19 protein-coding genes and 1 pseudogene are annotated in these 23,412 nt (G+C 74.0%); 3 read left to right on the top strand and 17 right to left on the bottom strand.

The window, feature by feature from the left end:
• Positions 1–149: 149 nt before the first annotated feature.
• The 7 genes from argF to ACFW6A_RS35980 form a co-directional block, all read right to left on the bottom strand.
• A complete protein-coding gene (gene argF, locus ACFW6A_RS36010; RefSeq protein WP_386645887.1) occupies positions 150–1,175 on the bottom strand; it encodes an ornithine carbamoyltransferase in 1,026 nt (341 codons plus the stop codon).
• A 192-nt stretch (positions 1,176–1,367) separates the two neighbouring features.
• The gene (locus tag ACFW6A_RS36005; protein WP_351846580.1) at positions 1,368–2,600 is read right to left on the bottom strand and encodes an arginine deiminase; all 1,233 of its coding nucleotides are present in this window, start codon (positions 2,598–2,600) and stop codon (positions 1,368–1,370) included.
• A gap of 115 nt (positions 2,601–2,715) precedes the next feature.
• A complete protein-coding gene (locus ACFW6A_RS36000; protein WP_386645884.1) occupies positions 2,716–5,286 on the bottom strand; it encodes a polynucleotide kinase-phosphatase in 2,571 nt (856 codons plus the stop codon).
• Entirely contained in the window at positions 5,283–6,770 is a 1,488-nt protein-coding gene (locus ACFW6A_RS35995; protein ID WP_351846585.1) for a 3' terminal RNA ribose 2'-O-methyltransferase Hen1, read from the bottom strand. The genes ACFW6A_RS36000 and ACFW6A_RS35995 overlap by 4 nt, the downstream gene beginning before the upstream one ends.
• A 78-nt stretch (positions 6,771–6,848) precedes the next feature.
• Positions 6,849–7,649 carry a DUF6461 domain-containing protein gene (locus ACFW6A_RS35990; RefSeq protein ID WP_386645881.1) on the bottom strand — a complete coding sequence of 267 codons (801 nt, stop codon included), beginning with the start codon at positions 7,647–7,649 and terminating at the stop codon, positions 6,849–6,851.
• Positions 7,650–7,688: 39 nt separating this feature from the next.
• Positions 7,689–8,591, bottom strand: a complete 903-nt coding sequence (gene mmuM / locus ACFW6A_RS35985) for a homocysteine S-methyltransferase (RefSeq protein WP_386645879.1) — start codon at positions 8,589–8,591, stop codon at positions 7,689–7,691.
• Positions 8,592–8,596: 5 nt separating this feature from the next.
• Positions 8,597–9,520: an LLM class F420-dependent oxidoreductase gene (locus tag ACFW6A_RS35980; RefSeq protein WP_351846593.1), complete on the bottom strand. Its 924-nt coding sequence runs from the start codon at positions 9,518–9,520 to the stop codon at positions 8,597–8,599.
• A 275-nt stretch (positions 9,521–9,795) separates the two neighbouring features.
• On the opposite strand from ACFW6A_RS35980, the gene ACFW6A_RS35975 reads away from it, so the two are divergent.
• Positions 9,796–10,089 (top strand): hypothetical protein, encoded by a 294-nt coding sequence (locus tag ACFW6A_RS35975; RefSeq protein ID WP_386645876.1) that lies wholly within the window; start codon positions 9,796–9,798, stop codon positions 10,087–10,089.
• 224 nt (positions 10,090–10,313) lie between these two features.
• Here the strand turns inward: ACFW6A_RS35975 and ACFW6A_RS35970 are convergent.
• The 7 genes and pseudogenes from ACFW6A_RS35970 to ACFW6A_RS35940 form a co-directional block, all read right to left on the bottom strand.
• Positions 10,314–10,802, bottom strand: a pseudogene (locus ACFW6A_RS35970) (DUF6099 family protein); the annotation flags it as partial.
• Between the two features lie 126 nt (positions 10,803–10,928).
• On the bottom strand, positions 10,929–11,315 hold the full coding sequence (locus ACFW6A_RS35965) for a nucleotide pyrophosphohydrolase (RefSeq protein WP_386645873.1): 387 nt from the start codon (positions 11,313–11,315) through the stop codon (positions 10,929–10,931).
• A complete protein-coding gene (locus ACFW6A_RS35960) occupies positions 11,312–12,430 on the bottom strand; it encodes an ATP-binding protein (protein WP_386645870.1) in 1,119 nt (372 codons plus the stop codon). The genes ACFW6A_RS35965 and ACFW6A_RS35960 overlap by 4 nt, the downstream gene beginning before the upstream one ends.
• A gap of 493 nt (positions 12,431–12,923) precedes the next feature.
• Positions 12,924–13,367 carry a cell division protein SepF gene (locus tag ACFW6A_RS35955; protein ID WP_351846602.1) on the bottom strand — a complete coding sequence of 148 codons (444 nt, stop codon included), beginning with the start codon at positions 13,365–13,367 and terminating at the stop codon, positions 12,924–12,926.
• Between the two features lie 96 nt (positions 13,368–13,463).
• Entirely contained in the window at positions 13,464–14,687 is a 1,224-nt protein-coding gene (locus tag ACFW6A_RS35950; RefSeq protein WP_386485121.1) for a PLP-dependent aminotransferase family protein, read from the bottom strand.
• A 5-nt stretch (positions 14,688–14,692) separates the two neighbouring features.
• Positions 14,693–15,709: a GHMP kinase gene (locus tag ACFW6A_RS35945; protein ID WP_386645867.1), complete on the bottom strand. Its 1,017-nt coding sequence runs from the start codon at positions 15,707–15,709 to the stop codon at positions 14,693–14,695.
• Between the two features lie 85 nt (positions 15,710–15,794).
• Positions 15,795–17,018 carry an erythromycin esterase family protein gene (locus ACFW6A_RS35940; protein ID WP_386645864.1) on the bottom strand — a complete coding sequence of 408 codons (1,224 nt, stop codon included), beginning with the start codon at positions 17,016–17,018 and terminating at the stop codon, positions 15,795–15,797.
• A gap of 239 nt (positions 17,019–17,257) precedes the next feature.
• Between ACFW6A_RS35940 and ACFW6A_RS35935 the strand changes: the two genes are divergently transcribed.
• Positions 17,258–18,043 (top strand): MerR family transcriptional regulator, encoded by a 786-nt coding sequence (locus ACFW6A_RS35935; RefSeq protein WP_386645861.1) that lies wholly within the window; start codon positions 17,258–17,260, stop codon positions 18,041–18,043.
• A gap of 18 nt (positions 18,044–18,061) precedes the next feature.
• Positions 18,062–18,781: an NADPH-dependent F420 reductase gene (locus tag ACFW6A_RS35930; RefSeq protein WP_386485129.1), complete on the top strand. Its 720-nt coding sequence runs from the start codon at positions 18,062–18,064 to the stop codon at positions 18,779–18,781.
• A gap of 91 nt (positions 18,782–18,872) precedes the next feature.
• Here ACFW6A_RS35930 and ACFW6A_RS35925 read toward each other — a convergent pair whose 3' ends face one another.
• From ACFW6A_RS35925 to ACFW6A_RS35915, 3 genes are all read right to left on the bottom strand, one after another.
• Positions 18,873–19,712 (bottom strand): PhzF family phenazine biosynthesis isomerase, encoded by an 840-nt coding sequence (locus tag ACFW6A_RS35925; RefSeq protein ID WP_351846615.1) that lies wholly within the window; start codon positions 19,710–19,712, stop codon positions 18,873–18,875.
• Positions 19,713–19,832: 120 nt separating this feature from the next.
• Complete coding sequence (locus tag ACFW6A_RS35920; RefSeq protein WP_386645858.1) at positions 19,833–21,152, bottom strand: class I SAM-dependent RNA methyltransferase; 1,320 nt, start codon at positions 21,150–21,152, stop codon at positions 19,833–19,835.
• Between the two features lie 70 nt (positions 21,153–21,222).
• The gene (locus ACFW6A_RS35915; RefSeq protein WP_351846705.1) at positions 21,223–23,274 is read right to left on the bottom strand and encodes an APC family permease; all 2,052 of its coding nucleotides are present in this window, start codon (positions 23,272–23,274) and stop codon (positions 21,223–21,225) included.
• Positions 23,275–23,412: the final 138 nt, after the last annotated feature.

The raw sequence follows: 23,412 nt of genomic DNA, 5'->3' as shown, positions 1-23,412 counted from the left end.
CGCCAAACCTTGGGTTGCTTCTTGTGTGGGGTTTTGGGTGTCCGGCCCGTGGCGCTTGGGTGTGGGGGGCCGGGTCATGTATGCCCCCACCCCCCTGAACGATGCGATCGTAGACCGTACGCCGCATATTCACCCAATCGGGCGCAAAGCTATGCCCCGGTGGGCCGCGGCGCGGGGCCGGCCAGGGTGGCGACGAGGACAGCCTTGATGGTGTGGAGCCGGTTCTCGGCCTCGTCGAAGACGACCGAGTGGGCCGATTCGAAGACCTCGTCGGAGACCTCCAGCTCGGTCAGGCCGTGCCGGTCGTGGACCTCGCGGGCGACCTTGGTGCCGAGGTCGTGGTAGGCGGGCAGGCAGTGCAGGAACTTGACGTCGGGGTTCCCGGTGGCGCGCAGCACGTCCATGGTGACGGAGTACGGGGCGAGGGCGGCGATCCGCTCGTCCCACACCTCCTTGGGCTCGCCCATCGAGACCCACACGTCGGTGACGACGAAGTCGGCGCCCCGGACGCCCTCGGCGACGGACTCGGTGAGGGTGAGCCTGGCCCCGCTCGCCTCGGCCAGCTCGCGGGCGGCGGCGACGACCTCCTCTGCGGGCCAGTACGCCTCGGGCGCGACGATCCGCACGTCCATGCCGAGCAGGGCTCCGGTGACGAGGTAGGAGTTGCCCATGTTGAAGCGGGCGTCGCCGAGGTAGGCGAAGGTGATCGACTCCAGGGGCTTGTCGCTGTGCTCGGTCATGGTGAGCACGTCGGCGAGCATCTGGGTGGGGTGCCAGTCGTCGGTCAGGCCGTTGAAGACGGGGACGCCGGCGAACTCGGCCAGCTCCTCCACGGTGGCCTGGCTGTCGCCCCGGTACTCGATGCCGTCGAACATGCGGCCGAGGACGCGGGCGGTGTCCTTCACCGACTCCTTGTGCCCCATCTGGGAGCCGGAGGGGTCGAGGTAGGTGGTGGAGGCGCCCTGGTCGGCGGCGGCGACCTCGAAGGCGCAGCGGGTGCGGGTGGAGGTCTTCTCGAAGATCAGGGCGATGTTCCTGCCGGAGAGCCGGCGCACCTCGGTGCCGGCCTTCTTGGCGGCCTTCAGCTCGGCGGCGAGGTCGACCAGGCCGCGGAACTCCTCGGCGGTGAAGTCCAGCTCCTTGAGGAAGTGGCGGCCGGAGAGGTCAAGGGCCATGGTGGGCGCTCCTCGGGTGGGTGGGTACGGGCAGGGACGAGCCGTACGGGACGCTGGAAGTCTATACGTACATCAGCATGCTTATACAGACCCCCGGTCCTTCCCGCGCCTCACACCGCGTCCCCCGCCTCACACCTCACCCCATGCCTCCGCCTCACACCGCGCCCCGCACCTCACCCCGTACCCCCCGCCTCACACCGCGTCCCGCACCACCGGGCAGCTCATGCAGCGCGGGCCGCCCCGGCCCCGCCCCAGCTCGCTCCCCGGGATCTCGATCACCTCGATGCCCCGCTTCCGCAGGTGCGTGTTGGTCGTCACGTTCCGCTCGTACGCCACCACCACCCCCGGCTCCACCGCCAGCACGTTGCAGCCGTCGTCCCACTGCTCCCGCTCCGCCGCGTGCACGTCCTGTGTCGCCGTCAGCACCCGCACGTCCTGGAGCCCCAGCGCGGCGGCGATCGCGCTGTGCATCTGCTCCGGCGGATGGTCCGTCACCCGCAGCGCCTGCCCCTCGTCGCCCGGCTCGATCGTGTACGAGCGCAGCATCCCGAGCCCCGCGTACTGGGTGAAGGTGTCCCCGTCCACCATCGTCATCACCGTGTCCAGGTGCATGAACGCCCGCCGCTTCGGCATGTCGAGCGCCACGATCGTCCGCGCCGACCCCGCCGCGAACAGCCCCCGCGCCAGCATCTCCACGGCCTGCGGCGTCGTCCGCTCGCTCATCCCGATGAGCACCGCGCCGTTGCCGATGACGAGCACGTCGCCGCCCTCGATCGTCGACGGGTAGTCCGCCTGGCCCTCCGACCAGTGGTGGAACGCCCCCGCCTCCGGACCCGTGAAGAGCGGGTGGTGCTTGTAGATCGCCTCGAAGTGCACCGTCTCGCGCTGCCGCGCCGGCCACTTCATCGCGTTGATCGACACCCCGTCGTAGATCCACGCCGAGGTGTCCCGGGTGAAGAGGTGGTTCGGCAGCGGACCGAGCACGAAGTCGTCCAGCTCCAGCGCGTGGAAGCGGACCGACGTCGGCTCCCGGTGCGCCGCCAGGAACTCCCGCTTCGTCATCCCGCCCACCAGCGCCTCCACCAGCGCGCCGGTGCCCAGCGAGTCGAAGGCGGCCCGCAGGTGGTCGGCGGCGAGCGGCCCGTACTCCTTCTCGTCGAAGACCCGGTCCAGGACCAGCGCCCGCGCCGCCGGCACCTCCAGCGCCTCCCCCAGCAGATCGCCGAAGAGGTGCACCTCCACGCCCCGGTCCCGCAGCACGTCCGCGAAGCCGTCGTGCTCCTGGCGGGCCCGCCGCACCCACAGCACGTCGTCGAAGAGCAGGGCGTCCTTGTTGGACGGGGTCAGCCGCTTCAGCTCCAGATCGGGGCGGTGGAGGATCACGCGGCGGAGCCGGCCGGTCTCTGAGTCGACATGGAATCCCATGCGCCCATCCTGACGGAGCGGACGGCCGTGCGCGTGGGACGCGCACGGCCGAATTCCCCACCGGGGCCCCGCTCCAGGGGGCCCGCCCCCGCCGCCGGGGCCCGCCGCGTGCCCCCTACAGCCTCGGGTCCACCGGCTCCGACTCCAGGGCCAGCACCGCGAAGACCGCCTCGTGCACCCGCCACAGCGGCTCCCCGGCCGCGAGCCGCTCCAGCGCCTCCAGACCGAGCGCGTACTCGCGCAGGGCGAGCGAGCGCTTGTGGCCGAGGGAGCGCTGCCGCAGCCGCGCCAGGTTCTCCGGACGGGTGTACTCGGGGCCGTACACGATCCGCAGGTACTCCCGGCCCCGCACCTTCACCCCCGGCTGCACCGGACGGCCCGAGCCGTCCCTGACCAGCGCGGCGAGCGGCTTGACGACCATGCCCTCGCCGCCGGCGCCGGTCAGTTCCAGCCACCAGTCGGTGCCCGCGCGGACGGACTCCTCGTCGCCGGTGTCGACGAGGATCCGCCGCGTCACCTGGAGCAGCCCCGTCGGATCGTGCTCCACGAGCCGGTCCAGCCACCCCAGCTGCGTGTCGTGCGGGACCTCCGCGAGCGAGCGCCCCCGCACGGCGAGCAGCTGGAAGGGCGCGAACCGCACCCCGTCCAGGCCGTCCGTCGGCCAGCAGTACCGCCGGTACGCCTCGGTGAACGCGCCCGCGTCGGCCGCCCGCTCCCGCTGCGCCGCGAGCAGCCCGTCGAGCCCCTCGACCCCGCGCGCGACCGCCGACTCCAGCGCCCGCACGGCCTCCGGGAGGACGGCTCCCGACGCCGCGCCGACCGCCGCGTACTGGTGGCGCAGCAGTCCGCCCGACTTCAGCGACCACGGCATCAGCTCGCCGTCCAGCAGCAGCCAGTCGGTGTCGAGCTCCTCCCACAGGCCGGCCGCGCCGATCGCCGTCCGCAGCCGCGCCAGGACCTCCTCGGTGGCGGCGGCGTCGTCGAGGAACGGACGGCCGGTGCGGGTGTGCAGGGCGCCCGTCGGCCCGTCCACGCCGAACCGCTCCCGGGCCGCCTCCGCGTCCCGGCAGACCAGCGCCACCGCCCGCGAGCCCATGTGCTTCTCCTCGCACACGACCCGCTCGACGCCGTCCGCCCGGTACTGCGCGAACGCCTCCGCCGGGTGCTCCAGATAGCCCTCGGCCCGCGCGGTCGGCGTCGGCGCCATCGTCGGCGGCAGGTAGGCGAGCAGCCGGGGGTCGACCGCGAAGCGGCTCATGACCTCCAGGGCCGCCGCCGCGTTCTCCTCGCGGACCGCCACGCGGCCCAGGTGCCGGGTCTCCACCGTCCGCCGTCCGTGCACGTCGGCGAGGTCGAGCGGCCGGCCCTCGTGGCCGCCGGGCGCCTCGGACGCCAGCGGCCGGGCCGGCTCGTACCAGACCCGCTCGGCCGGTACGTCGACGAGTTCGCGCTCCGGCCAGCGCAGCGCGGTCATCCGCCCGCCGAACACCGCGCCGGTGTCCAGGCAGATGGTGTTGTTGACCCAGGACGTCGTCGGCACCGGCGTGTGGCCGTACACGACCGTCGCCCGGCCCCGGTAGTCCTCCGCCCACGGGTAGCGCACCGGCAGTCCGAAGGCGTCGGTCTCGCCGGTGGTGTCGCCGTACAGCGCGTGCGAGCGGACCCGGCCCGAGGTGCGGCCGTGGTACTTCTCCGGCAGGCCGGCGTGGCACACCACCAGGTCGCCGCCGTCGAGGACGTAGTGGCTGACGAGTCCGTCGATGAACTTCCGCACCTCCTCCCGGAACTCGGCGGGCTCGCGCTCCAGCTGCTCGATCGTCTCGGCGAGGCCGTGGGTCCGCTGGACCTTCCCGCCCCTCAGCCAGCGCCCCAGCTTGTTCTCGTGGTTGCCCGGCACGCAGAGCGCGTTCCCGGCCGCCACCATGCCCATCACCCGGCGCAGCACGCCCGGTGAGTCCGGCCCCCGGTCGACCAGGTCGCCGACGAAGACCGCCGTGCGCCCCTCCGGGTGCGCGCCGTCGACATAGCCGAGCCGGCCGAGCAGCGTCTCCAGCTCGCTCCGGCACCCGTGGACGTCGCCGATGATGTCGAACGGTCCGGTGAGGTGGCGCAGGTCGTTGAAGCGGCGCTCCCGCACCACCTCCGCCGCGTCCGCCTCCGCGACCGACCTGAGGACGTGGACCTTGCGGAAGCCCTCCCGCTCCAGTCCCTTCAACCCCCGGTGCAGTTCGCGCCGGTGACGGGGGATCACGTGATCGGGCATGCCGGCCCGGTCGGCCCGCAGGGCGTTGCGCTCCCGGCACACCGCCTCCGGCGGGTCGAGCACGATCGCGATCGGCAGCACGTCGTGCTCGCGGGCCAGCGCCACCAGTTGGCGGCGCGCCTCGCGCTGCACGTTGGTGGCGTCGACGACGGTCAGCCGGCCGGCCGCGAGCCGCTTGCCCACGATGTAGTGGAGGACGTCGAAGGCGTCCTTCGACGCCGACTGGTCGTTCTCGTCGTCCGCGACGAGTCCCCGGCAGAAGTCCGAGGACACCACCTCGGTCGGCTTGAAGTGCCGGCGCGCGAAGGACGACTTCCCGGAACCGGTCGCCCCCACGAGCACGACGAGGGACAGGTCGGTGACGGGCAGCAGCCGCTTCCCCGCCCCGTCCGCGGTGGTGGTGACGTTCGTGTCGGCACTCATGCCCGGCCCTCCTTCTCCCTCTCGTCGCTTCCGGCCTCCGCGCCGGTCCGGGTGAACACGCCCATCTGCGTGGGCGCCCCCACCTCGGGGTCGTCCGTCCCGACGGGCGCGAACTCCACCCCGTATCCGTACCGCTCGGCCACCCCGGCCGCCCAGGCGCGGAACTCCGCCCTGGTCCACTCGAAGCGGTGGTCGGCGTGCCGGGCGCGCCCGGCGGGCAGCGACTCCCAGCGCACGTTGTACTCGACGTTCGGCGTGGTCACCACGACCGTACGGGGCCTGGCCGCGCCGAACACCGCGTACTCCAGGGCCGGCAGCCTCGGCAGGTCCAGGTGCTCGATCACCTCGCTCAGCACCGCCGCGTCATAGCCGCCGAGCCGCTTGTCCGTGTACGCGAGCGAGCCCTGCACCAGCTTCACCCGGGCCGCCTGCCGCTCGCCCATCCGGTCCAGCCGCAGCCGGCGCGCGGCGACGGTCAGCGCCCGTACCGACACGTCCACGCCCACGATCTCCGTGAACCGGACGTCCTTGAGCAGCTCCTGCACCAACTGCCCCTGGCCGCAGCCCAGATCGAGGACGCGCGCGGCCCCCGCGGCCCGCAGCGCCGCCAGGATCGCCGCCCGCCGGTGCGCGGCGAGCGGCACCGGCCGCTCCTCGGTGTCGCTCGTCTCGTCCACGGCGTTGTCGACGTCCTCGACGTCGAGCCCGTCGGCCTCGGCCAGCCGCACCAGTTCGAGCCGCTCCGACGCCTCGCGGGCGAGGCTCCGGCGGCGGGACAGGTAGCGGGTGGTGATCAGCTCGCGCCGCGGGTGGGACGCCAGCCAGCCCTCGCCGGCCCGCAGCAGCTTGTCCACCTCGTCGGGCGCCACCCAGTAGTGCTTGGCGTCGTCGAGGACCGGCAGCAGCACGTAGAGCTGGTTCAGCGCGTCCGCGAGCCGCAGCCCCTCGCCCTCCAGGACCAGCCGCACGTACCGCGAGTCGCCCCACTCGGGGAACTCCGCGTCCAGCGCCAGCGGTTCGGCGTCCACCGTCGTCCAGCCCAGCGGCCCGAACAGCTCCCGGACCAGCGCAGCACCGCCCCGGGCCGGCAGCACCGGCACCTCGATCCGCAACGGCATCGGCCCCGCCGCCCGCTCCGGCAGCGCCCGGCACACCCCGTGCAGCGCCGTCTTGAAGACCTGCGCGAGGGCGACCGCGAGCAGCGAGGACGCGGCGTAGGGCCGGTCGTTCACGTACTGCGCGAGTGCCGCGTCCGGGGCGCCGCCCCGCCCCTTGCCCTTGCCGCGGCGCACCAGCGCCACGGGGTCCACCTCCAGGAGGAGGGCCGCGGTGCAGCGCTCCGCGGTGGCCTCGGGGTAGAGCACGTGCGCGACGCCGTGCGAGGTCGAGAACGCCTGCGCCCGCCCGGGATGCTTGTGCAGCAGGAATCCGAGATCGGTCGCGGGTCGCTCCGGGTTGCCGGTGGTACTGATCGTCAGGAACACAGGCCCGAGTATGAAGCCCCCCACCCCCACCCACCAGCAATTTTCCCCCGCCCCCCCCGGGCCGAGCGACGGCGCCGCCTAAGGAGCGGGTGACGAGGGACCGAGGACGACGATCGGTTCCCCGGCTCGGGTCCGGGCGAGGGCGGTGGCGGCCTCCACCTCCTCGCGGGTGACCTCTTCGTGGAACCGTTCCCCGTCCGCACCGGTGACGTCGATGATCACCTTGGTCCACTCCTCGGCGGGCGCCTCCGGCACGTGCCCGAAGTGGTACTCGGCGTTCCCGAGAAGCTGCTCCGTGAGCCGCACCCCCGTCAGGTGCTCGGTGAGGGCGAGCACCGCCGCCTTGGTATCGGTGCTCGGGCCCGTGCCGTCCTCGTCCTCGCCCAGGTCGAAGCCGATCTCACGCATCACCGGGACCAGCTCGTCCGGGGTGCTGCCGTATCTGTTCGTGGGCCATTCGAAGCCGGTCCGCAGCTCACCGCCCTCGTACCAGTCGAAAAGGTCGATCGGCATGCCCCCGTTGGTGGAATGCGACACGGCTCTTCCGTTCCGCGACAGGGCCGGCATGAACCGTGTCACCCCCACGCCCCCGTCGAAGTCGAAGACGAGCGTCCAGTCGCCGTCTGCTCCCGGCACGGTGAAAGCGCCCGCGATGAAGGAGTCGTCCCGGTAGTCCGTCGCGTCGCGATGCTCCAGGTGCTCCTCGACCAGAGCCTCCAGTCCCTCGCCCGTGCCCTTCGGCTCGGCCTCCATCAGACGCAGTACGTCGGTGGGGGCGAGGCCGCGGACAAGGGCCAGGCCGTATCCGCCCCTCATCGCGTCGCCGAACATCCGGGAGGAACGTATCCAGGCGTAATCCCGCGCGGTCACCACAGTCATGCGCAGCAGTCTGCCTCCCGGCACCGACAGACCGGCTCCTCAGCCCCTCCATCCGGCCAGGGCGGCGATCGTGCCGGGGCCGACGCGGCAGCAGCCGCCGATCAGGCGGGCGCCGGCCGCCGCCCAGGCTTCGGCCAGGCCGGGGGCCTCGGCGGGGCCGAAGGCCGTGCCGCCGCGCCACCCGCGGGAGCGGGCGTCCCAGCGCTCGCCGCTGTTGGGGTAGACGACGCCGGGCTTTCCGGTCACCCCGGCGGCGACCGTCAGCGCCCCGGCCGCCTCGGCCGGGTCGCAGCAGTTCACCCCGACCGCCACCACCTGGTCGTTCCCCGCCGCCACCGCGAAGGCCTCGGCCAGCCCCTGCCCGGCCCGGGTCCGGCCGCCCGCCACCGTGTACGAGAGCCAGACCGGCAACCCGCACCCGGCGACCGCCCGCAGGAGCGCCTCCGCCTCGTCGGCGTCCGGCACCGTCTCCAGGGCCAGCACGTCCGGCCCCGCCGCCGCGAGGGCCTCCACCCTCGGGCGGTGGAAGCGCTCCAGCTCCCGGACCGACAGCCCGTACCGCCCCCGGTACTCGCTCCCGTCCGCCAGCATCGCCCCGTACGGCCCCACGGAGGCCGCCACCCAGCGGCTCCCCCGCCCGGCCTCCCCGGCCAGTGACACGCTCCGGTGCAGGAGCGCCGTCGTGGCCGCCCGGTCCAGGCCCCGGCGGGCGAAGCCCTCGTAGGTGGCCTGGTAGCCGGAGGTGATCAGCACCTCGGCTCCGGCCCGGACGTAGGCGGTGTGGGCCGCCTCGATCTGTTCGGGCGCGTCGGCGAGCAGCCGCGCCGACCAGAGCGCGTCCGACAGGTCGCAGCCCTGGGCCTCCAGCTGGTTGGAGAGCCCGCCGTCGAGGACCAGCACCCCGTCGGCGAGCGCCTGGGCGAACGTCCGGGCCGGTGCCATCGGACTCAGCCCAGCTGCGGCGCGACCTGGGCGGAGATCAGCTCCAGGTGGTCCAGGTCGTCCAGGTCGAGGACCTGGAGGTAGACCCGGGAGGAGCCGACCGCCGCGTAGCGGCCGAGCTTGTCGGCGACCTCCGCGGGCGAGCCCGCGAGGCCGTTGGCCTTCAGCTCCGCCACGTCCCGGCCGATGGCGGCCGCCCGGCGCGCCACCTCGGCGTCGTCCTTGCCGACGCAGACGACCAGCGCGTTGGAGTACACGAGGTCGTCGGCGGGCCGCCCGGCCTCCTCGGCCGCGGCGCGGACGCGGCCGAACTGCCGCTCGGTGTCCTCCAGGGACGCGAACGGGATGTTGAACTCGTCCGCGTACCGCGCCGCCAGCCTCGGCGTGCGGGTCGCGCCGTGGCCGCCGATCAGGACCGGGATCTTCCGCTGGGCGGGCTTGGGCAGGGCGGGCGAGTCGGCGAGGCGGTAGTGCCTTCCCTCGTAGGAGAAGGTCTTGCCCGGCTCGGTCTCCCACAGGCCCGTGACGATCGCCAGCTGCTCCTCCAGCCGGCCGAACTTCTCCTTCGGGAACGGAATGCCGTAGGCGGTGTGCTCCTCCTCGAACCACCCCGCGCCGAGGCCGAGTTCGATCCGCCCGCCCGACATCTGGTCGACCTGGGCCACCTGGATGGCGAGGACGCCCGGCAGCCGGAAGGTGCCGGCGGTCATCAGGGTGCCGAGGCGGATCCGCCGGGTCTCCCGGGCGAGCCCCGCGAGGGTGATCCAGGCGTCGGTCGGCCCGGGCAGGCCGTCGCCCGGGCCCATGCGCAGATAGTGGTCGGAGCGGAAGAACGCGTCGAAGCCGAGCTCCTCGGTGGCGCGGGCCACCCTGAGGAGGGTGTCGTAGTCGGCGCCCTGCTGGGGTTCCGTGAAGATGCGAAGATCCATGCCTCCATCCTGCACCGTCGGTGCGTGTCGAGCCGTTCGTGTCAAACCGCGCGTCAAGCCGTGCGTCAGCGTGCGGGCCCGTCCGGCACGGGCGGGTGAATATCCGTCCCCCTGGCGGGACGCGTCAGCACTGGCCAGTGACCGTGACCGGGCCCCGTCGTTTGCTCGTGCGGAGCCGGACCGCCCGGCCCGCGTGCCGGCGGCCGCAGCCGGTGCGTCGTTCTTCTCCCGTGGTCCCGTCCGAGCCGGCCGGGGTCCGGGTCGAGGAGGCCGCGATGTCCCAGGAAGCCGCGTCGGAGCAGGCACTGCCCGAGCAGCACGCGCCGCAGTCCGTGCCGCAGTCCGTGCCCGAGCAGCAGGCTCCGGGAGCCCCGAAGGGGCTGCTCCAGCAGATGGAGGAGCTGATGGCCGCCCTCTCCGCCGACCTCTCCCAGCTGGACGCCGACCTCCAGTCCACGGCGGAGCGCCTGGAGCCGGAAGCCACCGCCGACGCGTACGTCACCGGCCACGGCGGCAGCCCTGCCAACGGTCACGGCGGCGACCACGGCAGCGGTCGCGAAGCCCTCTGATCGACCGCCGTCCCCTCTCTCCTGCCCCGCTCCCCTTCCCCTCCCTCCTCTTTCCTTTCTCCCCTCGCTCGCCGCTCCCGTCTCCGGGCCCGGGGCCGTCACCGGTCCCGGGCCCGGCCGCGTCCCCGCTCCGGTTCCGGCCCCCGCTCCCACTCCTGCTCCCGCTCTTGCTCCTGCTCCCGCTCCCGGCCGGGCTCGGGGGCCGGGCGGGGGGCGGCGTGGCCGGGGTGCGGGATGGCCGGCAGGGGGCCCGCTCGGCCCCGGGGCGGGTCGGGAGGGCGGGCCCGGCCCTGTTCTCGGACGTCGAGGCGACGGAGCATCCCCCGGACCCGGTCGCCGGCCTCGTCGGCGGCGTCGATCGCCTCCATGCACTGCCAGTACAGCCCCTCGTCGTCGGTGACCGAGGCCACCCCGACGAGGGCGATGCCGACCTCCCCGAGGAGTTCCCCGAGGGCGGTGAGCGCCGAACGCGGGTCCCCGACCTCGGTCAGCCGGGCGGCGCGCGGCCCGGCCGCGCCCCACGCCGGGTACTCCCCCGCCTCGCTCAGCCCCCGCGCCTCGCCCCGCAGCTCCAGCGGTCCGCAGAGGGCGAGGTGACTCCCTATGGCCTGGGCGAGGGCTCGGGCCTGCCAGGCTTCCGCCACGATGTCGTGTGCCGTCCCGCTCTCGGCCAGCGCGTGCAGGCCGGCCAGGACGAGCCGCTCCGCTTCCATCAACTCCGCCCCCGTTCGTGCGACTTGCCGTTCCCTCAATCCACTACCCAGAGTGAGGCCGCCTGAGCCCCGGCACCAGAGGAATTCGGAAATCTGTGGACAGGCATCTCGACCGGGATGAAGCGATCACTCCGAAGAGTGACGATCGCTCCCATCGGCGTCCGACTCGTCCCTTCCGTCCCGTCTGCGGGGCGGGAAACGGAGCTCGTTCCGGTCGATCTTGGCGGCGAGCGCGGCAAGCGGGTCGAGCCCCAACACCTGGCAGAACTGGAGGAGATAGGCGAGGACGTCGGCCACCTCGTCCTCGACCCGGTGGGCCGAGTCCGGGTCCTCCATCACCCTCTCCGCCTGCTCGGGGGTCGACCACTGGAAGATCTCCAGCAGTTCGGCCGCCTCGACGCTGAGCGCCGCCGCCAGGTTCTTGGGCGTGTGGTAGGGCTGCCAGTCGCGCGCCGCCGCGAAGGCGGCGAGGCGGCGCTGGAGCCCCGCCACGTCGTGTTCGGTGTCCGTCACGGGGTCAGGTCTACCACCGTCACGCCGGGCGTCCGCCGGGCTTCCGCCGCGGTGCCCTCGCGGACCGCCCCCGCGAGCCGGATGTGGCCGTCGGCGGCGATGGCGGCGGCCAGGTCGAGGAGGGCGGAGCACTGGCGGTCGTCGAGCCCCCGGTCGAGGTCGTCGGTGAGGAGGGTGAGGCACTGCATGGCGTCCGGGACCTCCGCGATGCGGTCCATGGCGAGGACGCCCGGGCCGGTCAGGAGGGTCAGCGCGAGGGCCAGGTAGCGCAGTTCGCCGTCGCCGAGGCGGCCGAGCGGGGTGGCGGGCCGGGTGCCCCGGTCCAGGAGGGCGTGGACGGTGCCGTCGGCGAGTTCCCGCACCCCGACGCCGGTGACGGGTCCGGCGCAGCCCGCGCCGGCGACGGCGGCGAGGCGCTGGTGGCGGCGCGGGCAGGCGGTGTGGGTGCGGTGCAGCACCTCGGCGAGGTTGGCGCAGTCGCGCAGGAGCCGGCCCTCGCCGGGAAGGGCGGGGGCGCGCATCCTGGCCGGCTCGGGGGCGCAGGGGAAGAGGGAGCGCAGGCCGACCACCGCCTGTTCGGCCGCGGCGAGCACCTCGCGCTGTCCCTCGGTGGCGCCCGCGACCCGCAGCGGGAGGAGGGCGGTGCCGAGGAGGTCGTCGGGCAGCGGGGCGCGGGTGACGGGGGTGGCGCCCGCGGTGAGCCAGGCGGCCTGGACGGTGGCGCGGCCGGGGTCCCTGAGGGCGGTGGTGAGGAGGGTACGGTCGTGCCGGGTGAGGCGTTCGCCGACGATGCGGAGCTGCGGTTCGGCCTGGACGGCGAGGTCCAGCCGGACCGGGCCGACGGGTCCGTCGACGGTGCAGCCGATGCGGAAGCCCCGGCGCCCCTGGGAGTCGGGCTGGGCGCCGTCGGGGACGAGGGCGGCGGGGTCGGGGAAGACCTCGGCGAGCGGGTCCCCCGCGCCGAGCCGCGCGAGCGCCTCGTAGGCGCCGAGGACGGTGGACTTGCCGCTGCCGCTGGGGCCGGTGAAGAGGGTGACGGGCCCGAGGCGGTACGTGGCGCGCTGCCGTCCGGCGTAGGCGGAGAGCCGCAGTTCCGTCACCACGGGCCGCGGCACCGCCGGCGGCTCGGCCCCCGCGACGCCGCCGTCGGTACGCGGACGGCGGCGGGCCCCGGACCCGGCGCGGCCCCCGGAGCCCGCCCCTGCGCCGCCGCCCTCGCGGGACCGCGGGACGGCGCTCGGCCCCGCGCCCGGTCCCGTGACCGTACGCGTACTCGTGTCGGCCCCTGATTCCGTACCCGCGCCCGCCCCCGTACGAGCCCCGCCGCCGCCGCCTGCCCCCGGGACCGGATCCGAGGCCGGGACCGGAACAGGAACCGGTGAGGGGGTCGGACGGGGATGCGGCACGGTCTCCGGACGAGGGACCGCGGACACGGACGCGGAGGTACGGAATTCGGGAGTACGAGTGTCGGGAGCTCCGGATCCGGAGGCAGGGGATCCGGAGGTACGGGAGTCGGGCGTGCGGGCGAGGGCGGAGCCGCTGGTGAGGTCCATGATCGGACCGTACGCAGGGGCCGTGCTGACGAACCGTTACGCCGAGAGGGCCTTCCTACGATCGGGGGACACCCGCGCGCGGGGCGCCGACGGGCTCGTCGTCCTCGTCGCCGGCCGGGCCGTCGCCGGTGCTCTCGACCTCGGTCCCGGGAGGGGCCAGCAGGAAGACGTTGCGGTCGACGCGGTGCATGCCGCTGCCGAGGCCGAAGACGACGCCGCTGCTGAAGTCGAGGACGCGCTTGGCGACTTCGGGGTCGGCGCCGGTGAGGTCGAGCAGGACCGGGATCTGGGCGATGAGGTACTCGGCGACCTCGCGGGCGTCGGCGAAGACCTGGACCCGCAGCACGACCATGCGGCGCTGTTCGGCGGACTCGTACTGTTCGGGGATCGTGCGGTGGTCGACCCTGGACGGCCATTCGTCACGGCCGCGCAGCGGCAGGACCTGGGCCAGGCCCTCCCACTGCTCGTCGGTGACGTCGTACCTCTCGTACCTACTCATGGCCCCATCCTCCCGCCCCTCACCCGTTCGGCCCAACAACGACACGGGCGAACGGGTGACGGGAGGGCTACGGGCCGGTCACGGGCGGTCCCGGCCTCACGCGAAGATCCTGGCCAGGCGGCTCAGCCCCTCGGCGATCTCCTCGGGGGTGTGGGTGGTGAAGGAGAGGCGGAGGGAGGCCGGGTCGGGGGTGCCGGCGAAGAAGGGGGCGCCGGGGACGTAGGCGACGTCGTGGCCGACGGCGGCGGGGAGGAGGGCGGTGGCGTCGTGGCCCTCGGGGAGGGTGGCCCAGACGAACATGCCGCCCTCGGGCCGGTTCCAGCGGCTGCCGCCGGGGAGGGCGGCGGGCAGGCCGTCGAGCATGGCGTCGCGGCGGGCGCGGTAGGCGGCGCGCACTCCGGCGACGTGGGCGTCGAGGTCGCGGTCCCGGAGGTAGCGGGCGACGGCGGCCTGGTCGACGGTGGAGGTGTGCAGGTCGGCGGCCTGCTTGGCGATGACGCAGGCGCGCCGGAGCGCGGCGGGGGCGCGCAGGTACCCGAGGCGCAGGCCGGGGGCCATGACCTTGGAGAAGGAGCCGAGGAGGACCGTGCGGTCGGCGCCGGCGGGGAGGCTCGCGACGAGGGGCACGGGCTCTCCGTCGAAGCGGAGCTCGCCGTACGGGTCGTCCTCGGCGATCCAGAAGCCGTGGCGGGCCGCGGCCTCGGCGACGGCGGTGCGGCGCGCGAGGGGCAGGGTGCGGCCGGTGGGGTTCTGGAAGGTCGGGATGACGTAGAGGAGGGTGGGCTTCTCGCGGGCGGCGATCTCGTCGAGGGCCTCGGGGATGATGCCGTCCTCGTCGGTGGGGACGGGGACGACGCGGGCGCCGGCGAAGCCGAAGGACTGGAGGGCGGCGAGGTAGCAGGGGTCCTCGACGAGGACGACGCCGCCCGGTTCGAGGAGCGCCGTGGCGAGCAGGGTGAGGGCCTGCTGGGAGCCGGTGGTGACGAGCAGGTCGTCGGCGGTGGTGGCCGTCCCGCGGGCGGTCAGCCGGGCGGCGACGGCCTCGCGCAGGCCGGGGTCGCCCTCGGTGGTGGAGTACTGGAGGGCGGAGTGCGGGGTGTCCGTGAGGACGGCCTCGTAGGCGGCCTTGATGCCGGCGGTGTCGAAGAGTTCGGGGGCGGGCAGGCCGCCGGCGAACGAGATGACCTCGGGGCGCGCCGTGAGCGCCAGGATCTCCCGCACCGGGGAGGAGGCGACGCCCCCCAGCCGGGCGGCGAGGGGCGGCGTGGGCGCGACGGCGGGCTGGGCGGCGGGCTCGGGCACCAGGGTGGCAGGAGGCATGCGCTTCAGTGTAGGGAGCATCCTTTCGCTGTCCAGCGGCATCCGGGACTCGGACTCCCTTTTACATGCCGGGAGTTGGATTCTCCGGCGACCGTGAACGTGCGGGTGTACGGGATGCGGTGGGCGTCGAGCGCGCGCCGGGTGGCCTCGGCACGGGCCCCCGCACCGGGGACGGCCGGGTCGTGGAGGACACCGGCGACGGAGCCGCTGTGCGAGATCTGCACCCCGACCGCGCCGGTGCGGCGCGCCAGGGCCACGAACGCCTCGAACTCCGGGTGCCGCAGCACGCGTTGGGCCCTGCGGGCGCTGGCGGTGGCGACCCGGCCGAGGAGCGCGGCGTCGCCGTCGGCGACGGCGCGCCGGAGCCGGTCGCGGAGCCGGGCGTAGGCACGCAGTTCGGCGCGGGTGGCCGCAGGAGCGGGCAGGCCGAGCGTGTCGACGGCCGCGCCCCCGCCGAGCAGGCACCCGACGACCAACAGCGGCGGGAGGGCCGGCCCGAGGACTTCGAGGACCCGGCCCTCCCGCTGGGCGAAGAGGACGGGCCGCGCGTCGAGCATGAGCGGGTCGCTGGCCCGCTCGACGCGGACGGCGAGCCGGGCGGTGGTGCCGGCGTCGAGGCGGAGCCCGTACGCGTCGGCGACGGCGCGCACGCTCGCGAGGACGTCGCTGGTGGAGCTGCCCATGCCGAGTCCGAGCGGGACGCCGCCGGCCAGCCGGAGGGTGCCGCCGCACGCGGACCGCCCGGTGCGCTCCGCGCACAGCGCGACGGCGAACCGCGCGGCCCTGGCCGCCTTGGTACGGCCCGCGGGGACGACGGCGACGGCGTCCGGCGGAGTGCCCGGGAGGGGGGTGAAGTCGGCCCGGGTGCCGGGAGTGTCCACGGGGAGGGTGACGAGGCCGGCCCGGGGGCGCCCGTCGGCGTCGAGGAAGACGCCCTGGAGGAGTTCGCCGTGGTGGGAGGGAGCGTGACCGGTGCCGGGGGTGAGGGGGGAAGGTCGGAGGACGGAGGCGCTGGTGGTCACGGGGAGAGTCTGGCTTCCGGTGGGGTGCGTCCCTTCGGCGGGGTGGGGCGGGGTGAGCTGCGGTGGGGTGGGAGTGGACGGAGGCTCAGCCGGCGGGCCACCACTCCGGGCCTTCGGGGGCGTCCTTCACGAAGACGAGGGCGTCCATGCCCGCCAGCCGCGCCGGGTCCAGCGGCGCGTAGCCGTACCAGGCCGACGCGCGGGGAGCGGGCGGTACGTCTCCGAGCGCGGCGGCCAGCAGCCGCGGGTCGACGAGGCACCGGTCGCCGGGCAGGGCGGCCAGGATGCCCTCGACGGTGTCCGGCGGCGGGTCCTGGACCCCGCGGTGGCGGATCGTGCCGAGGGCGGTGGCCACGAAGGCGTACTCCTCACCGAGCCGGGAGGCGGCGATCGCCCCGGCGCCCCACCACTCCTCCCGCCGGCCGCCCAGGCTCATCGCGCTCCGCTCGCGCTGGAGGTGCCCGTTGTGGCCGTGCGCGAGGACCGGGCCGCGCTCGGCGAGGGCGAGCAGCCGGGCGGCCATCATGGAGTCGCGGAGGGTGAGCAGCCATCCGAGGCGGGCGGGCGAGGTGTCGGCCGTCCAGAAGTGGTAGCGCAGCAGTCCGGAGGCGGTCCGCGCGTGGAGCCGGGCCCGGTCCCAGGCTTCGCGCTCGTCCCGGTCCCGCAGGTCCGGCACCTGGGCGTCGAGCAGGGCGGCCAGGTCGTCGGCGATCAGACGCAGCCGCTCGGCCCCGGGCGTCCGCCCCACGGACCGGGACGGGTCCCGCATCGCGGCCGGTTCGGTCCAGCGGGCGTCGGGGCCGAGGAGCCCGTCGAGGGCCTCGGCGGTGCAGGGCAGCGCCGGGGCGTCGCAGCGCGCGGCGAGGAAGGCGTGGAGCGCGGTGAGGGCCTGCCGGGGGCTCGCGGCACCACTCGATTCCAGCGGGCCGTCGAAACCGGCGAACCGCACGTGGTCGTCGGCGGGCCGTCCCGCGTTGAACGCGCGCATCCAGCGGACCAGTTCGCGGTTGGCCGCCGAACCGCCGAAGCCGTGGCTGAAACCGCGTGCCATGACGTCGTCGAGGTCGCCGGCGCCGGAGGTGACGTGGTCGTCGACGACCAGCCCGGCCAGGCAGTCGCTCTCGACCGCGACGGTCCGGTAGCCGTACTCCTCGACCAGCTCCCGGAAGAGGTCGTTCCGCACGTCGAGGAGGGCGTCCTCGCCATGGGTCGGCTCCCCCAGCGCGAGCAGCCGCGGCCGGGCCCCGACCACCTTCAGGAGACCGGCGGCGTCGACGGCGCGGGGGGCGCCTACGGGAGTGGGAGTCATCTGCGCGACCTTTCACCGAACCCCCTGGAGGGTCCGTACGGGAGCAGGGAAGAGGAGGACGGGACAGGGAGCAGAACAGGGAACGGGCGGATGAACACGGCCGGCCCATCCGCCCATGGGCTGGAAGCTACACCTGCATATTCGGTTGAACCTTCGGCCACCCAGCCCGGCTCCCTCACCCGCCTGAACAGCCTGGTCTCGGCCTCTCCTCACCCCTCCACCCCTGTAAAGTCTCAAACATGACCTACCTCCGCCCGGCCGACCTGGCCCGGGAGCACGGCATCTCTCCGCAGACGGTGCGCAACTACGAGCGCGACGGCTTCCTCCCGCCGGCCGAGCGGAGCGGCACCGGCTACCGCCGCTACACCGAGCGGCACGCCGCGGCCCTGCGCACGTACCTGGCCCTGATCCCGGCCCACGGCTACGCCGGGAGCGGCACGATCATGCGCGCCGCCGTGGAGGGGCGGCTGGACGACGCCCTGGCCGGGGTGGACCGGAGCCACGCCGAACTCCTGCGCGACCGGGGCACACTGGACGCCGTGGCCGAGGTCCTGGCCCACCTGCGGGGACATCCGTCCGGTGCGCCCCGGCGGGCCCCGCGCGTCACGCAGCCGTTCACGATCGGCGAGCTGGCCCGCCGCCTGGGCGTCAGCGTGGCCACCGTCCGCGCCTGGGAGCGGGCGGGTGTCCTGGCCCCCACCCGCCGCCCCGACACGAACCACCGCACCTACGACGCCGACGACGTCCGCGACGCCGAACTGGCCCACTTCCTCCGCCGCGGACACCACCCGCTGCCCCTCATCGCCACCGTCGTCCAGGAGGTCCGCACGGCGGGCGACACCCCGTCCCTGGAAGCGGCCCTGGCCGCCTGGCGGGCCCGCGTCACCGCCAGGGGCCTGGCCATGCTGGAGGCGGCGGCCCTGCTCGCCGAGTACCTGGCGCCGGCGGACGGCCACCGCCCCCGCCCACGCCGCCCCGCCGGCACCGCCGCCGGCGACACCCCCACCCCACCGGCGGGGGAATAACGCCCGGGGGCGGCCCTGTTGCGGACTGTCACGACGGCGTACCGCGCCACCCGTTCACGAGGAGGGACTGCCATGAGGATCGGCATCATCGGAGCAGGCAACATCGGCGGCAACCTCACCCGTCGCCTCACCGCCCTCGGCCACGAGGTGTACGTCGCCAACTCCCGCGGTCCGCACACGCTCACCGCCCTCGCCGAGGAGACCGGCGCCACCCCGGTGCCGGTCTCCGAAGTCGCCCGGGGCGCGCGGATCGTCGTCGTCACCATCCCGCTGAAGGCCGTCCCGGACCTCCCGGCCGCCGGGCTCTTCGACGGGGCCGCCGAGGGCTTCGCCGTGATCGACACCGGCAACTACTACCCGCGTGAGCGCGACGGGCGCATCGCGGCCATCGAGGACGAGGGCCTGACCGAGAGCCGCTGGACCGAGCGCCACCTGGGGCATCCGGTGATCAAGGCCTTCAACGGCACCTACGCGCAGGACATCCTGGACCGCCACCGCCCGGCCGGCGACCCCGAGCGCATCGCCCTTCCGGTCGCGGGCGACGACGAGCAGGCGAAGAAGGCGGTCCGCGAACTCATCGACGAGCTCGGCTTCGACACGGTCGACGCGGGCGGCATCGACGACTCCTGGCGCCAGCAGCCCGACACCCCGGTGTACGGCCTGCGGGGCGGCGTGGAGGCGGTCGAACGCGCCCTGGCGGAGGCTTCGCCGGAGCGCCCGGAGTCCTTCCGCGGCTGACCTCGCGCCGGGACGGGACGCCCGGCCCTCCCGGGCGGAAGTGTCCCGTCCCGGCGCCGCCGGGGCCACCGCGTGACGTGGGGGGGCTCCGTCAGCCGAGGGGAACGGCGGTGCCCGTCACCTCGATGCCGCTCGCCCCGTCCGCCGGGACGCCCACGGTGAGAAGGCTCGGGCGGCCCATGTCCACGCCCTGGTGCACCGTCAGGACGGCGGGCGTGTCCACGAGCCCGAGCTCCCGGAGGTAGCCCCCGAGCGCGGCGGCCGCGGCGCCCGTCGCGGGGTCCTCGACGACTCCGCCGGGCGGGAAGGGGTTGCGGGCGTGGAAGACGGTGTCCGACTCGCGGTGGACGAGGGCGACCGTGACCCAGTCGCGGCGCGCCATCAGGGCGCCCAACGCCGCCATGTCGTAGGCGAGGTCGCCCAGCCGGTCGCGGGTGGCCGCGGCGATCACGGGGTGCCGGGCTCCGGCATAGGCGACCCGGGGCGGCAGGGCGGGGTCGAGGTCGGCCGCGGACCAGCGCAGGGCGGCGAGGAGTTCGGCCAGGTCGGCGTCGCCGATCTCCTCGGTGCGCGGCGCGACGCTGACCAGGGTGGCGGCGACGGAACCGTCCTCGCGGACCGAGGTGGTCACCGGAACCGGCCCGGCCTTGGTGTGCAGGAGCAACTCGCCGACGCCGTGCCGGTGCGCGTGGGCGACGGCGGTGGCGATGGTGGCGTGGCCGCAGAACGGGACCTCGGCCCGCGGGCTGAAGTAGCGGATGTCGAGCGCCCCGTCGGCACGCGGGACGGCGAACGCCGTCTCCGAGTAACCGACCTCCGCCGCGGTGGCGACCATGGCCGCCTCGTCGACACCCGCGGCATCCAGCACCACCCCCGCCGGATTCCCGCCGAGCGGATCGGAACTGAAGGCCACGTAACGCAAAATGTCCATCACCCGAACGTATCCGCCCCCTCACACGACGGTCAAAGACCGCACCCAGCAAGGACCCTGACGCTCGATCAGGATAAGGGCCCCGGCCACGGAGGAACGCTCGGACCCCGGCCCAGCGCCCTACTTCACCGGCTCCAGAATCGCCACGCACTCCACGTGGTGCGTCATCGGGAACAGGTCGAAAGCGCGCAGTGTCCGGACTCGGTAGCCCCGTTCCGCGAAGTAGGAGAGGTCCCGGGCGAGGGCGGCGGGGTCGCAGGCCACGTAGGCGATGCGGCGGGCGCCGAGGCCGGCGAGGTGGTGGACGGTCTGCTTGCCGGCGCCGGCGCGCGGGGGGTCGAGGACGATGAGGTCGACCTCGGTGATGCCGGTGCGCGGGAGGACGGACTCGACCTTGCCCTGTTCGACGCGGACGCGCGGGAAGGCGGCCAGGTTGTGGCGGGCGTCCTCGACGGCGCGCTTGCCGGACTCGATGCCGAGGACGGCGCCCTGGTCGCCGACGCGGTCGGCGAGGGCGCCGGCGAAGAGGCCGACGCCGCAGTAGAGGTCGAGGGCGGTGTCGCCCTTGCGCGGGAGGAGGCCCTGCATGACGGCCTTCATGAGGGTGTCGGCGGCCTTCGGGTGGACCTGCCAGAAGCCGCCGCTGCCGACGCGGTGGGTGCGCTCGTCGGCGCGCTCGCGGACGAAGGCGCGGCCGTGGACGCGGTGGACGCCGCCGTCCTTCTCGTCGACGCGCATCACGGAGACCGGCTTGTCGAGCTCGACGAGCGGGAGGCGGGCGCCGGGGCGGGGGGTCAGGATGACCTGGCGGTCGTTCGAGCCGGAGGCGGCGATGGCCTCGACGGTGGCCATGCCCTCCCAGGTGCGGGATTCGATGCCCAGCTCGGAGACGCCCTGCGCGGCGATCATGCAGTGGTCGATGACCTCGACCTCGTGCGAGCGGTGCTTGCGCAGGCCCGCGCGGCCTTCGGTATCGATGGCGTACTGGACGCGGGTGCGCCACTGCGGGACCTCGCCCGCCGGGAGCTTGTCGCCCTCCGCGGGGACGACGGTGCCGTCCCAGCCGGCCTCCTCCGGGGTGAGGCCCGCGAGCCGCTTCAGCTGCTCGGCGATCACCTCGCCCTTGAGGCGGCGCTGGGCGCCCGGCTTGGCGTGCTGCCAGTCGCAGCCGCCGCACTTGCCGGGGCCGGCGAAGGGGCACGGCGCCTCGATGCGGTCCTTGGACGCCTCCAGGATCTCGACGGCGTCGGCGCGCAGGAAGCGGCTGCTCTCGTCGCCCTCCGTGACGCGGGTGCGGACGCGCTCGCCCGGCAGCGCGTGGCGGACGAAGAGGACGCGGCCCTCCTCCGTGCGCGCGATGCAGTGGCCGCCGTGGGCCACGGGGCCGACCTCGACCTCGTACTCCTCCCCGATCAGGGACTTCACAGGGGTGTTCTGCATGATCGGGGGCTCCAGTGACAGAAGGGGAGGAAGAGAAAGGGGGCTGCTGTTCGCACAGCAGCCCACCAGTCTAGTTGCTCTTCGCGGTCGGTTCCTTCTTGGCCTTCTCGACGGGGCCGCGGCGGACCGAGCCCGGCGCGTTCCACTCCTGGCGCTTCCTCGCCCGCTTCTTCGCGGCCTCGGAGGACTGGAGCTGGTACGGGACGGAGGTGACCATCACGCCCGGGGTGAAGAGGAGCCGGCCCTTGAGGCGGAGCGCCGACTGGTTGTGGAGCAGGTGCTCGTACCAGTGGCCCACGACGTACTCGGGGATGTAGACCGAGACGGCGTCGCGCGGGCTCTCCTTGCGGAGGTTCTTCACGTACTCGATGACCGGCCGGGTGATCTCGCGGTACGGCGAGTCGAGGATCTTCAGCGGCACGTTGATGCCGCGCCGCTCCCACTCCTCCTTGAGCGCCCTGGTCTCCGCCGGGTCGACGTTGACCGTCAGCGCCTCCAGCTCGTGGGCGTGCAGCAGCTTGGCGTAGGCGAGGGCGCGGAGGGTGGGCTTGTGGAGCTTGGAGACGAGGACGACGGACCGGACCCGGGAGGGGCGGACGTACTCGTCGGGCCGCTCCTCGGCGGCGGCGATCTCCGCGGCGACGGAGTCGTAGTGGCGGCGGATCGCGGTCATCGTCACGTAGAAGATCACCATGCCGAGCAGGGCGACCCAGGCGCCGTGGGTGAACTTGGTGGCGAGGACGACGACGAGGACGAGGCCGGTGAAGAAGGCGCCGAAGGCGTTGATCGCGCGGGAGCGGATCATGTGGCGGCGCTTGGCCGGGTCCTTCTCCGTCTTCAGGTGCCGGTTCCAGTGCCGGACCATGCCGATCTGGCTGAGCGTGAAGGAGACGAAGACGCCGACGATGTACAGCTGGATGAGGCGGGTGGAGTCGGCGCCGTAGACCACCACGAGGAGCGCGGCGGCGCCGGCGAGGAGCACGATGCCGTTGGAGAAGGCGAGGCGGTCGCCGCGGGTGTGCAGCTGGCGCGGCAGGTAGCGGTCCTGGGCGAGGATCGAGCCGAGGAGCGGGAAGCCGTTGTACGCCGTGTTGGCGGCCAGGAAGAGGACGAGCGCGGTGGCGGCGGCGAGCAGGACGAAGAAGAACGTTCCGTCGCCGAAGACGGCGGCGGCGACCTGGGAGATGACCGGGTCCTGGACGTAGCCCTCGCCGACCGGGACGCCGTTCACCAGCAGGTCCTCGGCGGGCTTCTCGGCCATCCGGACGTCGGTGGCCTGGGCGAGGAAGATGATGCCGCAGAACATGGTGACGGCGAGGCCGCCCATGAGCGCGAGGGTGGTGGCGGCGTTCTTCGACTTCGGCTTGCGGAAGGCGGGGACGCCGTTGGAGATGGCCTCGACGCCGGTGAGGGCGGCACAGCCGGAGGAGAAGGCGCGCAGCAGCAGGAAGATCAGGGCGAAGCCCGCGAGTCCCGGGTGCTCCGGCTTGATCTCGAAGTCGGCGGTGGGCGCCTGCATGGTGTCGTCGAGGACCAGGCCGCGCCAGGCGCCCCAGGCGATCATGCAGAAGACGCCGAAGACGAAGACGTACGTCGGGATGGCGAAGAGGCTGCCGGACTCCTTCACGCCGCGGAGGTTCATCACGGTGAGGAGGACGATGACGCCGACGGCGCAGGCGACCTTGTGCTCGACGACGAAGGGGATCGCGGAGCCGAGGTTCTCGATGCCGGAGGAGATCGAGACGGCGACGGTGAGGACGTAGTCGACGAGCAGGGCGCTCGCGACGGTGAGTCCGGCCTTCGGCCCGAGGTTGGTGGTGGCGACCTCGTAGTCGCCGCCGCCGCTCGGGTACGCGTGCACGTTCTGCCGGTACGAGGCGACGACCGTGAACATCAGGACGACGACGGCGAGCGCGATCCACGGGCTGAAGTGGTAGGCCGACAGACCGGCGGCGGAGAGGACGAGGAGGACCTCGCCCGGTGCGTACGCCACCGACGACAGGGGGTCGGAGGCGAAGACGGGGAGGGCGATCCGCTTGGAGAGAAGGGTCTCTCCGAGCTTGTCGCTGCGCAGGGCCCGCCCGATCAGGATCCGTTTGGGCACGTCGGTCAGTTTGGACACGCAGAGGATCGTAAGCGTTCGAAAAGAGCCACGCGCACCGGCACCCCCGATGGGCACCGAATCTCCCTGAGTATCACCTCGGATGCGGTCCCGGCCAGCGATGCCGCTTAAGCTCGGACCGGGCAACCCGGCAGGGCG

This window comes from Streptomyces sp. NPDC058758 (assembly GCF_042746075.1).
Taxonomy (GTDB): domain Bacteria; phylum Actinomycetota; class Actinomycetes; order Streptomycetales; family Streptomycetaceae; genus Streptomyces.
Note: the sequence above shows the minus strand (reverse complement) of the source record. Positions and strands in the feature narration are given on the sequence as shown.

What these genes read in the sequence shown, in the direction of transcription:
- argF (WP_386645887.1), bottom strand. Translation starts at nt 1,175, where the DNA reads ATGGCCCTTGACCTCTCCGGCCGCCACTTCCTCAAGGAGCTGGACTTC.
- ACFW6A_RS36005 (WP_351846580.1), bottom strand. Translation starts at nt 2,600, where the DNA reads ATGGGATTCCATGTCGACTCAGAGACCGGCCGGCTCCGCCGCGTGATC.
- ACFW6A_RS36000 (WP_386645884.1), bottom strand. Translation starts at nt 5,286, where the DNA reads ATGAGTGCCGACACGAACGTCACCACCACCGCGGACGGGGCGGGGAAG.
- ACFW6A_RS35990 (WP_386645881.1), bottom strand. Translation starts at nt 7,649, where the DNA reads ATGACTGTGGTGACCGCGCGGGATTACGCCTGGATACGTTCCTCCCGG.
- mmuM (WP_386645879.1), bottom strand. Translation starts at nt 8,591, where the DNA reads ATGGCACCGGCCCGGACGTTCGCCCAGGCGCTCGCCGACGGGGTGCTG.
- ACFW6A_RS35980 (WP_351846593.1), bottom strand. Translation starts at nt 9,520, where the DNA reads ATGGATCTTCGCATCTTCACGGAACCCCAGCAGGGCGCCGACTACGAC.
- ACFW6A_RS35975 (WP_386645876.1), top strand. Translation starts at nt 9,796, where the DNA reads ATGTCCCAGGAAGCCGCGTCGGAGCAGGCACTGCCCGAGCAGCACGCG.
- ACFW6A_RS35955 (WP_351846602.1), bottom strand. Translation starts at nt 13,367, where the DNA reads ATGAGTAGGTACGAGAGGTACGACGTCACCGACGAGCAGTGGGAGGGC.
- ACFW6A_RS35950 (WP_386485121.1), bottom strand. Translation starts at nt 14,687, where the DNA reads ATGCCTCCTGCCACCCTGGTGCCCGAGCCCGCCGCCCAGCCCGCCGTC.
- ACFW6A_RS35940 (WP_386645864.1), bottom strand. Translation starts at nt 17,018, where the DNA reads ATGACTCCCACTCCCGTAGGCGCCCCCCGCGCCGTCGACGCCGCCGGT.
- ACFW6A_RS35935 (WP_386645861.1), top strand. Translation starts at nt 17,258, where the DNA reads ATGACCTACCTCCGCCCGGCCGACCTGGCCCGGGAGCACGGCATCTCT.
- ACFW6A_RS35925 (WP_351846615.1), bottom strand. Translation starts at nt 19,712, where the DNA reads ATGGACATTTTGCGTTACGTGGCCTTCAGTTCCGATCCGCTCGGCGGG.
- ACFW6A_RS35920 (WP_386645858.1), bottom strand. Translation starts at nt 21,152, where the DNA reads ATGCAGAACACCCCTGTGAAGTCCCTGATCGGGGAGGAGTACGAGGTC.